Source organism: Mycobacterium sp. SMC-11 (assembly GCF_046250095.1).
GTDB lineage: Bacteria > Actinomycetota > Actinomycetes > Mycobacteriales > Mycobacteriaceae > Mycobacterium > Mycobacterium heraklionense_A.
On record NZ_CP176430.1, the window covers coordinates 650,688 to 663,140 of the forward strand.

The following is a 12,453-nucleotide window of genomic DNA, read 5'->3' on the forward strand; positions in this document are numbered from 1 at the left end:
CTCAGCGCATCCAGAACGGGGTGACCGGCAGGCCGTTGTGGTGTCGGTACTCGGCAATGGCCTTCAGATTCTTCAGTTCCAGCAGGTGACCGGCACTGAACATGTCCCAGAAGTCGCCGACCCAGACCGGGCGCTGGGGCGGCGCGGTGTCCGGGTAGGGGTTGTGGTCGTAGAACGGGTGGTGGCAATTGGTCCACAGCACAACCGAACCGGGCTTGTTCAGCACGACCTGGGCGTCGACGACCCGAATCAGGTAGATCATCCACAGGTGGTCGGGCTGATCCCAGGCGCAGTGATAGTCCACCGTGAGGGCTTCCCGGTTGGACACGGTGCGGGTGTAGATCTTGGTCTCCGAACCCAGCCGGTCGTAGGCGAGCCAGAGGTCTGATTCTTCGGTGGGGGTGAAGCCGCGCAGGCTGTAGGTCCACTCCTCCAGGCAGCGGGTATCGGAGAGGTAGTCGAACAATTCGTCGGGCGGACAGTCGATGTAGTCGTTGACGGTGCAGTAGTCGCCGAACACCACGTCGTGGGGGTAGACCGAATGCATCATCTCCATGATGATCGGGGTGGCGACCTCCCGGGGACTGGTCTCGACCCGCACCAGGCCGTCGATGGGCCCGGGCGTACCGGCGTGGACGCTGATATCAGCGAGGGCTGGTAGCGACATCGAATTGATCCTCCTCGTGGGTTGGAACTTTGCCGTTACGACGTACTGGAGTAGTGGTTTTCGGTGACTCGATGGCGGCGAGGAACGGTGCGAAAGGCGGTATCTCGTCGGCGGCGCACTCGACGCTGATCACCGAGGGCCCTTCACGGTCCAACGCCGACTCCACGACCGCGCCGAAGGTGACCGGGTCGTCGACGTCGATCGCGCTGAGCCCGGGGAACATTGACGCCAGGCCGTCACCGAGCTGGCTGGGGGTGAAGCGGTTGTAGCTGTAGAAGCCGTCGTAGAACAGCTGCTCGCGGGTGACGCACATGGCGTGCGCGTTGTTGTTCAGCAGCACGAACAGCATCGGTAGGCGGTACTGCACGGCGGTGTGGATCTCCATGCCGTGCATGAAGAACGCACCGTCGCCGGCGATCACCACGGTGCGCCGTCCGCGGCCGAAGGCCATCCCGATCCCGGCGCCGAAGCTGTAGCCCATTCCGCCCATGCCCAGTGCGACCAGGAAACGGCCGTCGCGCCGCGGCGGCAGGTAGTGGATGGCCGCGGCGCCGGTGTTGCCTGCGTCGACGACGATGTCGGTCCCGGCAGGCAACGCGCGGTCCAGCACGGCCATTGCGTCGCGATAGCGCACCCCCGGGCCGGCGTAGGGCGGGGGAATCAACTCGGTGTGCGGCACCGTCTCGGGCACCCGCAGCCACCGGGGGCGCCCGGCTCCCGAGAGCTCGCGGCAGATCGCTCGTAGGGACGTTCGCAGGTCAGCGGTCTGTACGTGCGTGCACGGAAGGTATGGCGGTGCCGAACCGATCGACACGGTGCGAATGGAGCTCAGCGCCGCCTCGAGTCCGGCGCGGGCGGTCAGCGTCAGCCGGGTGCCCACCACCAGGCACACCGCGCTGCCGGTCAGCGCGTCGGCGACCGAGGGGTGGCCCATGATGCCCGCCACGCCAAGCGCCGACGACGATCCCAAACCCGAAGTGCCCGAGACGTCTTTGGCGTCGGGGACGCACACCACCCGAGCCCGCAGCAGTGCCCGCAGGTCCTCGAGGTCGGCGCGGGCGTCGTCGCGGGCCACCTGCTCACCGGCGATGATCGTGACCGGGCCGTGGGCGTTGCGCAGCGCGTGGATGATCGGATGCGGATCGCTGATCACGATGGGATCGCCGCCGTTGCGGTACGGGCCGGCGGTGACGAACCCCTGCTGAACGTCCTTGGGCAGCAACAGCACCGCGGGCCCGCCGTTGCGTGCCGCGGCGATCGCCCGGGGTAGCGCTTCCACGATGTCTTCGGGGTCGGCCACCCGCTCGCAGAAGACCGACACCGCCGAGAACAACGCGTGCGCATCGAGTGCACCGTTGCGTCCACTGGTGTCTTGGAAGCTGCCGCGACCGTCCAAGGTGGTCGGGGCCTGGCCCACCAGTGCCAGCACCGGAACTCGGCTGGCTAATGATTCACCCAGTCCGGCAACCAGGTTCAGGGCACCTCCGCCCGACGTCGCGGCGACCACCCCCAACCCGGCGCCACTGCGGCTGTAACCGTCGGCCATGGTGGCGGCCGAGAACTCATGCTTGGCCAGCACCGCCGTGATGTCGGGACGAAAATACGCTGCGTCGTATAGGTCTTCGATGTTCGCGCCGTCGACGCCGAAGATATGACCGACTCCCATAGCCGCCAGTTGGGCGACGATGAAATCGACCACGGAAGCGATCCTGGACATCTGCCCGCCTAACTCGTGACGATGTCATTGACACGGTTTGCGGCGGGCATTAGTTCACAGCGTGCGCTCCAGCAGGACTTGGCCGTTGTCGGCTGACACCACTTGGACCGAGGCGATCTGATCCGACGGTGTCGAGATGCTGCCGGCCGGCGTCGCGGTGTGCCCAGGCTCGGCAACCCAAGTGGCCAGCCGGGTCTGGCTGCCGTCGCGGCCGACCACCACCAACGCCAGGGTGTCGTGGTGAGCGTTCACCGGTGCCAGGCAGACGCAGCTCAAATCGATGTAGCTGCCCCAGGATTCGTCCCTGACCGCGACCGTCGAGGCCAGCGCCGTCGTCCCCACCTGCGCCATCGGCACCGCATCGTGCTGCGGGGACGGCGTGGTCGATGAGGTGATGCCGATCAGGACACCGATCCCGAGTACTGCGGCTGCCGCAGCCGACGCCGCCCACGTCATCAGCCGGGTACGCCGGCGCCGCCGGTGCACCTCGGTCAGCAGGGCCGGCAGCAGGTGGACCGGTGGGAGCGGCTGGGCCCCGTCGGACTCGTTGATCGCCGCCACACAGTTGCCGTCGAGCTGCGACAGCAGGGCGGGCACTCCGCTGATCTCGGTGACGGCCTCCCGGCACTGCCGGCAACCGGCCAGGTGCCCCTCGAATTCTCGGCGGTCGGCCGCAGACAGCGAACCGAGCACATAGGCGGCATCCCACATGGCGTAAGGGTGCTCACTCTCGACCGGCCCGCAGGCCGAGCCGAATTCGCGCGGCGACGTCATCGTGTCACCCCCATCTCCTGCAGGGCGAGTCGCAGAGCCCGCACCGCGTAGTGCAGGCGTGATTTCACCGTTCCCTCGGCGATCCCCAGGTCTTCGGCGGTTTGCCCCGTACTCCAACCACGGTAGTAGGACCGTTCGATCACCGCCCGGTGCTCCGCCGACAGGTGGGTCATGGCGTCGGCGATCAACATCCGGTCCAGGGCGGTGTCCACCTCATCACGGGTGGGCTGCTCGGGCGTGGTCGTCTCGTCGAGCGTGGCCACGACGTGGCGGTATTGGGCGCTGCGGCGTTCGTCGATGATCATGTTGCGCGCCACGGTGCACATCCAGGCCCGAGGGGAGCGCTCGGTGTCGCCGATGACCTCCGGGTGCTGCCAGGCGCGCAGCAGGGTCTCCTGCACGACGTCTTCGGCGCGGCTGGCGTCGCCGGTCAGGCGCAGGGCGTAGCGCCACAGCACCGCGGCGTGCTCGTCGTAGAGCGCTTTCATCAGCGCGGCTTCGTGGTCTGGCGGTATGCCGATGCGAGGCAAGCTGATCACCTCCTGCCTAATGACACGACGTGGGGGCTTGTCGGGTTCATGCTTTGGCCCCTCAGTCAGGGATCCAGCTCCCGTGAAAACCGTGCGGAACGCGCCGCGGCAGCCGCACCCGGGCGACGGGTTCGGCGTCGAACTCCGACGCGTTGAGGATCACCAGTTCGCTGCACTCGCGGACCGGGCTGTAGACATAGCTCAGATACCAGCCGGCCGATTCGTCGGTCTGCCCCGGCGCTGGAGCGAACACCGCCTCGTCGGGCGCGCCGGCCATGCCGTTGACGCCGAACCGGTGGACCTCGGCGCTGTCGCGCGCCAAGTCGTAGCGGACCAGGCCGTCTGTTCCGACGGTGACCGCGTAGCGGGCCGCGGCGCCCACCCGCCGGTCGTCGACGCGGGGGAACTCGATATCACGGTCGTCGAGCTGAACCTCGGCCACGATGCCGGCGTCCAAGTCGATGGTCCATCGCCACAGCGAGGCGTCGGTCTCGAAATCGCTGTTGTCGCGCCAGATTTCCGGGTAGCGGACCACCTGCATCACGATCGCGTCGCCCTGGGCCGACGACACGTCGAACGCGTTGGCGACGTGGAAGACGTAACACGGGTTGATGTCGAACCAGCGAACCGGGCCGTATGGGTCATCGCGGCGCAGCACACCCAGGCGGGCGCCATAGTTGTCGTCCCACCGGTAGGGCGGGTCGCGTTCGATTCGTCGGGTGAGCGCAATTTGCGGATTGAACACCAGCGGCAGGTCCAGGAACACCACATGCTGCGAGGTCAGCGCGAAGTCGTGCATCAGTGTCAGCCCGGGGACGTCGATCGGACGCCGGACTTGGACGGCCCCGTCGGCGCTGGCGCGGTAGTAGTTGATGTGCGGGTGGGTCAGGTCGCCGTACCCGAAGAAGTGCAACTCGCCGGTGATCGGGCAGATCTTGGGGTGTGGCGCCATGGAATCGGTCAGCTTGCCGGCGAAATCGTAGGCGCCCACTGTGTCGAGATCGGGGGTGAGTTCGTAGGGCAGTGCGGTGTCCATCAGTGCCAGGGTCTTGCCGGCGTGCCGGATGACGTGGGTGTTGGCCGCGCTGGAGTGCAGATTGCGGCTGCCGTCCGGGTTGAGTAGCGGCAGGGGCTCTTCGAAGCTCTCGGTGCGCACCCAGCGGTTGCGGTACCAGGCGGCCCGGCCGTTCTCCAGCCGAACCCCGTGCACCATGCCGTCGCCGGTGCACCAGTGCCCGCCCGCCTCGCGGGGGTTGGGGCCGTTGCGCAGATACCAGCCGTTCAACTCCGGCGGGATGCTGCCGTCGACGGCTAGATCGAACTCGGTGAGCTCGTCGGGGACCGGAGCGTAGTTGCCCGGGCGAAAGACCGGGAAGACCGTCTCGGGCGGCTGAAGAACCGCCACGGCAGCACCGGAGTCGTGGCCGTTGACCTGGCGGGCGACACCGGCGGCGACGAGACCCGCACCCAGCCCACCGACGACGGCGGCTGTCACGTCGTTGGATTCGGTGAAGTCGTCTTCATCCAACAACGAGAGGACAGCCGGCATCTCGGACAGTTCGGTGACGGCGTCCTGGCACAACAGGCATTCGTCGAGGTGCGTCTCGAACTCGCGATAATCGGAATCCGAGAGTGACCCCAGCACGTAGGCGGCATCCCACATGCCGTACTCGTGGTGAGACGTCGTCATAGCACCGTTCCCATATCTCGCAGTGTCTGTTGCAGTGTCCGTAGCGCGTAGTGCAGCTGGGTCTTCACGCTGCGTTCCGCAATATCCAGGTCGACCGCGATCTGCTCGGTGCTCCATCCGTAGTAATAGGCGCGACGAAGCAGGGCCCGGTGTTCGGAGGAGAGCTGCGCCAGCGCGTCGGCGACCATGGCCCGATTCGGCGCGAAGTCGCGGTGCATGGCGCTGGAAGCGCTGTTCAAGCGGGGCCGGGCCTGGTCGTCGGTGGTCATGGCGGTTCAGGCCCTGCCCGCACGCGCAGAATTGTCCGGCCGCGGTGTGCCCGCGGTCGAGTGTCGATCTGCCGCTGGTTTTCCTCTACCCATGCACCAGCCTCCCGGAAGTGACACGGGGCAGCGTCCCGTCCGGTTCAGTGTCGCGCGCGCCGGGCGGCTGCGATAGAGGCTCTTTAGGTCGTGGTGACCAGTGTCAGCTGCCAGGCCTGCAGCCACGGCTTGATCAGCTGCGCGACGGAGGACTCGCGCGGCTCAGCGCAGGCCGTCTCGGGATCCTCACCGTCGGACTCTGCGGTGAGGATGCCTACCGCTTCGGCGGTGCCGTCGGGGCGCATCCGGTAGGCGGGGCCACCGGAATCGCCGCAGGTGGTAGCCGCGGCGAACCTGACCTTGCCCTTCTCGCTGGCGGAAACCGGTCCGCACATCGGCTCACCGCTGCGGACGCCCAAATGACAGAGCGTGTCGCCGACCTTGATGTTGTCAGTGACGCCGCTGATTTGGTGTCCGTCGACCTCGGAGGACAGCGGGAACTTGTCCGGGTCATCCAAGGTGATCAGGCCGATGTTGTCGCCGTCCTTGCCGTCGTAGACGCTTTCGGTGAAGGCGCCGACGGTGGGATAGAGGGCGCCGTTGTGGATGGACACTGTCCCGGAGCCCCCAGGCTTGTTGCAATGCCCCGCCGACAGCAGGCCCGGCCGGCCGTCCTTGCTGCGTACCAGGAAACCCGCGGTGCAGCTGGTGGCCTCGGAGCTGCCGGTGGAGGACACATTGATGCCGACACCTGGACCGATCGCCTCGGCCGGCGGCTGCGGGATGAGCTGCTGCACCGGCTGGGCGCGGCTGACCCAGACCATGCCCGCCAAGACTGTTACTACGCCAGCCGCGATGGACACGCGCTTGAGCAGGGTTTTGGGCGGGGGTCGTCGGAAGGCGGCCATTTAGGCGAGGGTACCGAGGGTGCGGCGGGTGTGCAGGTGGGGCGGTTACGCGGAGGGTGAACAGGGGAGGGAACTGGAGAACGCCGCGCACCGCCATCCCTCCACCCCGCGTCCAGCCCCTGCGACCATGTACCGATGACCGCAACACTCGTCGCCAAGAACGTCGCCGGCGGCTTCGCGCACCGCACGCTGTTCGAGGGCGTCGACCTGACCGTGGCACCGGGCGACGTCATCGGCGTCGTGGGCGCCAACGGCGCCGGCAAGAGCACCCTGTTGCGGATCCTGGCCGGCGCCCTGGAGCCGCTCGACGGTGCGGTCACCATCGCCCCGGCCGATGCGTTCGTCGGTTGGCTGCCGCAGGAACACGAGCGGGTGGAAGGCGAGACCGTCGCCGCCTACATCGCTCGCCGGACCGGCTGCGCACAGGCGGCGCAGGCCATGGACGCCGCGGCCGCGGCCCTGGCCGACCCGGATCTGGCTCCCGCACATACCGATCCGGCCGAGGCCTACTCCATTGCGCTGGACCATTGGCTCGTCACCGGCGCGGCGGACCTCGACGACCGCGTGCCGGCGGTGCTGGCCGACCTCGGATTGGACTCCGAGGCGGTGCGGCCCGAGTCGACGCTGATGACCGGGCTGTCGGGTGGGCAGGCCGCCCGGGTGGGCTTGGCCGCGCTGATGCTGTCGCGCTTCGACATCGTCCTGCTCGACGAGCCGACCAACGACCTCGACCTGGACGGGCTGGCCCGGCTGGAGCAGTTCGTCCGTGATCTTCGTGGCGGGGTGGTGCTGGTCAGCCACGATCGGGAGTTCCTGGCCCGCAGCGTCACTCGTGTCCTGGAATTGGATCTGGCGCAGAACACCACGACCGTCTTCGGCGGCGGATACGACAGCTATCTCGAGGAACGCGAGATCAACCGCCGGCACCGGCGCGAGCAGTACGAGGAGTTTGCCGAGAAGAAAGCCGACCTGGTCGCGCGGGCCCGCGTTCAGCGGGAATGGTCCAGTCAGGGCGTCCGCAACGCCATACGTAAGGCCCCGGACAACGACAAGATCCGCCGCCGCGCCGCCACCGAGTCCAGTGAGAAGCAGGCGCAGAAGGTGCGTCAGATGGAGAGCCGGATCGCCCGCCTCGAGGAGGTCGTCGAACCCCGCAAGGAATGGACGCTGCAGTTCACCATCGGGGCGGCGCCACGGTCGAGTTCAGTGGTTGCAACACTCGACAACGCCGTAGTGCGGCAAGGCGATTACGTCCTCGGGCCGGTGTCGCTCCAGGTGGATGCCGGCGAGCGGATCGGCATCGTGGGCCCCAACGGGGCGGGAAAGTCGACGTTGCTGCGCCTGCTGCTGGGCCGTCAGCAGCCCGACGCGGGCCGCGCAAGTCTGGGGGCCAACGTCGCTATCGGTGAAATCGACCAGGCCCGCGCCGATTTCACCGGCCCGGCACGCTTGGTCGATCGCTTCGAGCAGCGGGTCCCGGACTGGTCGACCGCCGACGTGCGGACCCTGCTGGCGAAGTTCGGGCTGACCGCAGACCATGTGGAGCGCACGGTCGACGACCTTTCGCCCGGGGAGCGCACTCGCGCCGGCCTGGCGTTGCTGCAGGCCTGCGGCACGAACGTGCTGGTTCTCGACGAACCGACCAACCATCTGGATCTGCCCGCCATCGAACAGCTTGAGCAGGCGCTGGACACCTACGACGGTGCGCTGTTGTTGGTGACCCACGACCGCCGGATGTTGCAGAACGTCCGGTTGGACCGCACGTGGCGGGTCGAGGACGGGAGTGTCATCGAGTTGTAGGCGGAAGTGGTTATCCGAGGCGGCCGTGAGCCGGCCAACGATCGAAGCGTCAGCCCGAGCCGTTGTGAAACAGCGTTTACGCCAGGGTCCAGAACGGCTCGATCGCCGCAAGAAACCTCTACCGCATTCGAAGTATCGGTCACTCCGAGCCGTTGCCGGCTTGCGTGTCGATGACGGTTTGGATCAGCTCGGCGATGCGCTGCTGTCCGGCCGCGGTCATGTCGAACTTGGCGCGCATCTCGGCGAAGCCGGTAGCGACCTGTCCGAACGTTCCGTCGACCTGCGCGAACCGCTCGTTGACCTGCGTGAACCGCTCGTTGACCTGCGCGAACCGTTCGTCGATCTGTCGAAAGCCATCGACCATGTCCTGGCGCAACGCGTTGAAGCTCCCGATGGTGGCCCGCTGAAAGTCACGGATCTCACCGCGGATCTCGCCCACGTCGCGATCAGCCCCACCGGCGAGCACCCGGGCTGCCGCGGCGTCGCGTTCGCTGGCGCTGACCCGGCCGCGCAACTCGCCCACCTGCACCTCCAGGGCGCTGACCCGTGACTCGAGATCCTTCGGCGGCATGGTGGCAGCGTACGCGGAACCGGCGGCATGAGAAGTCTGTCTATCCACAAGCGCCCGACGCTCGCAAGGCCACCCCGCGGTCTTATCCCGCCGGCTGCCGAACCCCACAACAATCCGCCGACTTTCCGGTGAATAGGACGGGACTGGCATTTTCCTTAGAGGTATGATGTGGTGTAGACCACGTTGGAAACATAAATGTGACGTACACCACAGGAGATGGGCAATGACCACTTTTCTGAGCGGCTTGGCTGCTACCGCTGCCACCGCGACTGTCGGCGCCGGAATGATGGGTCATGCCACCCTGGCGTTGTGCGTCGGTCTGGTGTCGGCCGCCTTCTTCGCCGGCCAAATCTGCTGATTCCACCTGGCTGCGGTAGCCGCCGCTCCCAGAGTCACGTCTACTACGGGGCGGTTGACCAGCTGCAAGATCTAGCCGGCTGATATCCCCGGCGCTATCCGATTTGAACTCATGTCATACCGCGAGTCGCGGTACGCCTGTGGCGGGTGGGGACGGTCTCACCGCCCGGGCACCCGACAACTATCGTCGAGCGATGACACCCGAGGAGCGGCTGACCGCGCTCGAACAGATCGAGGCGATCAAAGCCCTCAAGCACCGCTACTTCCGGGCCTGCGACGCTAAAGACCCCGAGACCTTCCGGGCCTGCTTCATCGCCCGCGGTGCCGACATTCACTACGGACCGCTGGGCGGGTTCGACGACGCCGACCAGATCGCGAAGGTGTTCACCCGGATCGCGCTGCACAAGGTGGACGGCAAACCGGCGATCCTGGACATGCACCACGGCATGCACCCCGACATCGCCATCACCGGGCCCGGCACGGCCACCGGACGATGGACGCTGAAATTCCGCCAGCTCAACATGATTGAGCGCACCGAACGCCTGCTCACCGGCGAATACGACGACGACTACGTGATCGAGGACGGCGCCTGGAAAATGGCCCGCAGCCACTTCCGTCAGCTCTGGGTGATCACCCGACCGCTCGGCGACGACACGATTGTGGAGGCCTAGAGATGACCACCCGCATCGCCTTGGTCACCGGCGCCAGCCGCAGCGTCGGCAAGGGCATCGCGTTGGCGCTCGGCACGCACGGCTGGACCGTGTACGTCACCGGGCGGCACCAGGGCCCGCTGGACGAGGCCGCCCAAAGCGTCACCGAACGCGGCGGGCGCGGCATCGCCGTGCAGTGCGACCACCGCGACGACGACCAGATCGCCGCGCTGTTCGCCCGCATCGCCGACGAGCAGAACGGCCGGCTGGATCTGCTGGTCAACAACGTCTGGGCGGCACCCAAGGGGTTCGGCGGATTCACCGAGAAGTTCTGGCAGCGTCCCCTGTCGGACTGGGACACCCTGATCGGGGTGGGCCTGCGCGCCCACTATGTCGCCTCGGTGCACGCCGCGCAGCTGATGGTCCCGCGCGGTGCCGGCCTGATCACCAACATCTCGTCGTTCGGGACCCGCGGACACCTGCACTCGGTGCTCTACGGCATGTCCAAGGCCGGGCTGGACAAGATGGCCGCCGACATGGCCGTCGAGCTGACTGGAACCGGGGTGAGCGCGGTATCGCTATGGCCGGGTCTGGTGAAAAACGAAGTCATGCAGGGCTTTATGGCCCGTGGCCTGGACAACTTCCAAGGTTTCCCGCTGGCCAACGCCGAAACCCCGGAGTTCATCGGCCGCGTCGTCGCTGCCCTGGCCAATGACCCCGACCTAGCCGCCCGCAGCGGCCACACCCTGATCACCGCCGAGACCGCGCTCGACTACGGCATCACCGACCTCGAGGGAAACCAGCCGGACTCGCACCGCGAACTGTTCGGCGGCGGGCCGCTGTACTGACCGGCTACCAGTTGCTCGGCGCGTAATCCTTGAGGAAGCACCCGTACAGATCTTCGCCGGCTTCCCCGCGCACGATCGGGTCGTAGACCCGGGCGGCGCCGTCGACCAGATCCAGCGGGGCGTGGAAGCCCTCCTCGGCCAGGCGCAGCTTGGTGGGATGCGGGCGCTCATCGGTGATCCAGCCGGTGTCCACCGCGGTCATCAGAATCCCGTCGTTCTCCAGCATCTCGCCGGCACTGGTGCGGGTCAGCATGTTCAGCGCGGCCTTGGCCATGTTGGTGTGCGGATGGCCCGGACCCTTGTAGCGACGGCTGAACTGTCCCTCCATCGCCGACACGTTCACCACGTACTTACGGCGGGCGCTGGCCGCCGCCATGGCGGGGCGAAGCCGGCTCACCAGGATGAACGGCGCGGTTTGGTTGCACAGCTGCACCTCGAGTAGCTCCAGGGCGTCGACCTCGTGCACCCGCTGGGTCCAGCTGTTGATCGGGGCGGTGTCGGGCAACAACCCACCCGCGTCGATCGCGGTACCGGCGGCGATCCGCTCGGGGGACGCGCTACGGGCGGTCAGGGCCAGTTCGGTCAGCGCGTGCGGTGTCTGGTGCTCGGCGAGGCTGCCGGCCAGGGCCGCCGGGTGAGCGTCGCTGACATGGTCGAAGGTGATCACGTCGACCAGCTCGCCTGCGGGGGTGCGCTCGGCCTCGACCAGGGCAGCATACGAGCCGGGGGCGCGCCGCACCGTCTGCGCGGCGTTGTTGATCAGGATGTCCAACGGGCCCTGGGCGGCCACCGTGTCCGCCAGCGCGACGACCTGTGCCGGGTCGCGCAGGTCGATACCCACCACCTGCAGCCGGTGCAGCCAGTCGGCGCTGTCGGGCATCGCCGCGAACCGGCGCACCGCATCGTTGGGGAACCGGGTGGTGATGGTGGTGTGCGCGCCGTCGCGCAGCAGCCGCAGGGCGATGTACATGCCGATCTTGGCGCGCCCGCCGGTGAGCAGTGCCCGTCGTCCGGTGAGGTCGGTGCGAGCGTCACGCTTGGCCCGGCTCATCGCCGCGCAGCCCGGGCAGAGTTGGTGATAGAACGCGTCGACCTGCGTGTAGTGGGTCTTGCAGATGTAGCAGGCCCGCGAGCGCAACAGCGTGCCCGCCGACGCCCCGACGGCGGCAGACACCAGCGGAATGCCCTGCGTCTCGTCATCGATGCGGCCCGGCGCCCCGGTGGCCGTGGCGGCGATGACGGCCTGATCGGCGGCGGCCACCGCGTCGCGTCGGGCGGTCCGGCGAGCCTTCTTGACCGCCTTGAACATGCGCGCGGTGGCCCGGCGCACCGCGACGGCGTCGGGGTGCTCGGGCGGCAGCGAGTCGATCTCGGACAACACCTGCAGGCAGGTCGCGAGTTTCTCCGGGTCGATGACGGTCACGCCTGGTAAGGGTACGGCCCCGTAATGACCGGCCAGAACACGACAGACCCGCGAACGGGATCAAGGTAGTGCCACACGGCCAGCTCGTCAGGTACTCTGACGATCGTTCTACACGCGGAACTCGGGTTCCGTATCGGTTGGCGACATGGTTTCTTCGCCTGAATTGGCGTCGCGTGAGCCGGGTTGCCCCGTCTGGATCTGATCGACCCGAACGAC

At 67.5% G+C, this 12,453-nt stretch carries 13 protein-coding genes; 4 read left to right on the forward strand and 9 right to left on the reverse strand.

From position 1 onward, the window contains the following. Nucleotide 1: 1 nt before the first annotated feature. From ACKY0X_RS03075 to ACKY0X_RS03105, 7 genes are all read right to left on the reverse strand, one after another. Complete coding sequence (locus ACKY0X_RS03075; protein ID WP_409428262.1) at nucleotides 2–667, reverse strand: SRPBCC family protein; 666 nt, start codon at nucleotides 665–667, stop codon at nucleotides 2–4. Then, nucleotides 645–2,384, reverse strand: a complete 1,740-nt coding sequence (locus tag ACKY0X_RS03080; protein ID WP_409428263.1) for a thiamine pyrophosphate-binding protein — start codon at nucleotides 2,382–2,384, stop codon at nucleotides 645–647. The genes ACKY0X_RS03075 and ACKY0X_RS03080 overlap by 23 nt, the downstream gene beginning before the upstream one ends. Before the next feature lie 54 nt (nucleotides 2,385–2,438). Next, the gene (locus ACKY0X_RS03085; protein WP_409428264.1) at nucleotides 2,439–3,158 is read right to left on the reverse strand and encodes an anti-sigma factor family protein; all 720 of its coding nucleotides are present in this window, start codon (nucleotides 3,156–3,158) and stop codon (nucleotides 2,439–2,441) included. After that, on the reverse strand, nucleotides 3,155–3,646 hold the full coding sequence (locus ACKY0X_RS03090) for a sigma-70 family RNA polymerase sigma factor (protein WP_046283350.1): 492 nt from the start codon (nucleotides 3,644–3,646) through the stop codon (nucleotides 3,155–3,157). The genes ACKY0X_RS03085 and ACKY0X_RS03090 overlap by 4 nt, the downstream gene beginning before the upstream one ends. Before the next feature lie 103 nt (nucleotides 3,647–3,749). Continuing rightward, nucleotides 3,750–5,378: a carotenoid oxygenase family protein gene (locus ACKY0X_RS03095; RefSeq protein ID WP_409428265.1), complete on the reverse strand. Its 1,629-nt coding sequence runs from the start codon at nucleotides 5,376–5,378 to the stop codon at nucleotides 3,750–3,752. Further along, nucleotides 5,375–5,647: a sigma factor-like helix-turn-helix DNA-binding protein gene (locus tag ACKY0X_RS03100; protein ID WP_409428266.1), complete on the reverse strand. Its 273-nt coding sequence runs from the start codon at nucleotides 5,645–5,647 to the stop codon at nucleotides 5,375–5,377. The genes ACKY0X_RS03095 and ACKY0X_RS03100 overlap by 4 nt, the downstream gene beginning before the upstream one ends. Nucleotides 5,648–5,823: 176 nt before the next feature. Then, a complete protein-coding gene (locus ACKY0X_RS03105) occupies nucleotides 5,824–6,504 on the reverse strand; it encodes a S1 family peptidase (protein ID WP_409428267.1) in 681 nt (226 codons plus the stop codon). 219 nt (nucleotides 6,505–6,723) lie between these two features. Between ACKY0X_RS03105 and abc-f the strand changes: the two genes are divergently transcribed. Further along, nucleotides 6,724–8,388 (forward strand): ribosomal protection-like ABC-F family protein, encoded by a 1,665-nt coding sequence (gene abc-f, locus ACKY0X_RS03110; RefSeq protein WP_409428268.1) that lies wholly within the window; start codon nucleotides 6,724–6,726, stop codon nucleotides 8,386–8,388. 139 nt (nucleotides 8,389–8,527) lie between these two features. On the opposite strand, the gene ACKY0X_RS03115 is transcribed toward abc-f, so the two are convergent. Continuing rightward, nucleotides 8,528–8,959 carry a hypothetical protein gene (locus tag ACKY0X_RS03115; protein WP_409428269.1) on the reverse strand — a complete coding sequence of 144 codons (432 nt, stop codon included), beginning with the start codon at nucleotides 8,957–8,959 and terminating at the stop codon, nucleotides 8,528–8,530. A 223-nt stretch (nucleotides 8,960–9,182) separates the two neighbouring features. Between ACKY0X_RS03115 and ACKY0X_RS03120 the strand changes: the two genes are divergently transcribed. The 3 genes from ACKY0X_RS03120 (at nucleotide 9,183) to ACKY0X_RS03130 (ending at nucleotide 10,814) form a co-directional block, all read left to right on the forward strand. Then, complete coding sequence (locus ACKY0X_RS03120) at nucleotides 9,183–9,317, forward strand: hypothetical protein (protein ID WP_268811455.1); 135 nt, start codon at nucleotides 9,183–9,185, stop codon at nucleotides 9,315–9,317. Between the two features lie 193 nt (nucleotides 9,318–9,510). After that, complete coding sequence (locus ACKY0X_RS03125; RefSeq protein ID WP_409428270.1) at nucleotides 9,511–9,987, forward strand: nuclear transport factor 2 family protein; 477 nt, start codon at nucleotides 9,511–9,513, stop codon at nucleotides 9,985–9,987. Between the two features lie 2 nt (nucleotides 9,988–9,989). After that, nucleotides 9,990–10,814, forward strand: a complete 825-nt coding sequence (locus tag ACKY0X_RS03130; RefSeq protein ID WP_409428271.1) for an SDR family NAD(P)-dependent oxidoreductase — start codon at nucleotides 9,990–9,992, stop codon at nucleotides 10,812–10,814. A gap of 4 nt (nucleotides 10,815–10,818) precedes the next feature. Here ACKY0X_RS03130 and ACKY0X_RS03135 read toward each other — a convergent pair whose 3' ends face one another. After that, the gene (locus ACKY0X_RS03135; RefSeq protein ID WP_409428272.1) at nucleotides 10,819–12,237 is read right to left on the reverse strand and encodes an SDR family NAD(P)-dependent oxidoreductase; all 1,419 of its coding nucleotides are present in this window, start codon (nucleotides 12,235–12,237) and stop codon (nucleotides 10,819–10,821) included. Nucleotides 12,238–12,453: the final 216 nt, after the last annotated feature.

Bases quoted from the DNA above. Each gene is read 5' to 3' on its own strand.
- abc-f (WP_409428268.1), top strand. From the start codon at position 6,724: ATGACCGCAACACTCGTCGCCAAGAACGTCGCCGGCGGCTTCGCGCAC.
- ACKY0X_RS03120 (WP_268811455.1), top strand. From the start codon at position 9,183: ATGACCACTTTTCTGAGCGGCTTGGCTGCTACCGCTGCCACCGCGACT.
- ACKY0X_RS03130 (WP_409428271.1), top strand. From the start codon at position 9,990: ATGACCACCCGCATCGCCTTGGTCACCGGCGCCAGCCGCAGCGTCGGC.
- ACKY0X_RS03115 (WP_409428269.1), bottom strand. From the start codon at position 8,959: ATGCCGCCGAAGGATCTCGAGTCACGGGTCAGCGCCCTGGAGGTGCAG.
- ACKY0X_RS03090 (WP_046283350.1), bottom strand. From the start codon at position 3,646: ATGAAAGCGCTCTACGACGAGCACGCCGCGGTGCTGTGGCGCTACGCC.
- ACKY0X_RS03105 (WP_409428267.1), bottom strand. From the start codon at position 6,504: ATGGTCTGGGTCAGCCGCGCCCAGCCGGTGCAGCAGCTCATCCCGCAG.
- ACKY0X_RS03080 (WP_409428263.1), bottom strand. From the start codon at position 2,384: ATGTCCAGGATCGCTTCCGTGGTCGATTTCATCGTCGCCCAACTGGCG.
- ACKY0X_RS03085 (WP_409428264.1), bottom strand. From the start codon at position 3,158: ATGACGTCGCCGCGCGAATTCGGCTCGGCCTGCGGGCCGGTCGAGAGT.
- ACKY0X_RS03125 (WP_409428270.1), top strand. From the start codon at position 9,511: ATGACACCCGAGGAGCGGCTGACCGCGCTCGAACAGATCGAGGCGATC.
- ACKY0X_RS03095 (WP_409428265.1), bottom strand. From the start codon at position 5,378: ATGACGACGTCTCACCACGAGTACGGCATGTGGGATGCCGCCTACGTG.
- ACKY0X_RS03075 (WP_409428262.1), bottom strand. From the start codon at position 667: ATGTCGCTACCAGCCCTCGCTGATATCAGCGTCCACGCCGGTACGCCC.
- ACKY0X_RS03100 (WP_409428266.1), bottom strand. From the start codon at position 5,647: ATGACCACCGACGACCAGGCCCGGCCCCGCTTGAACAGCGCTTCCAGC.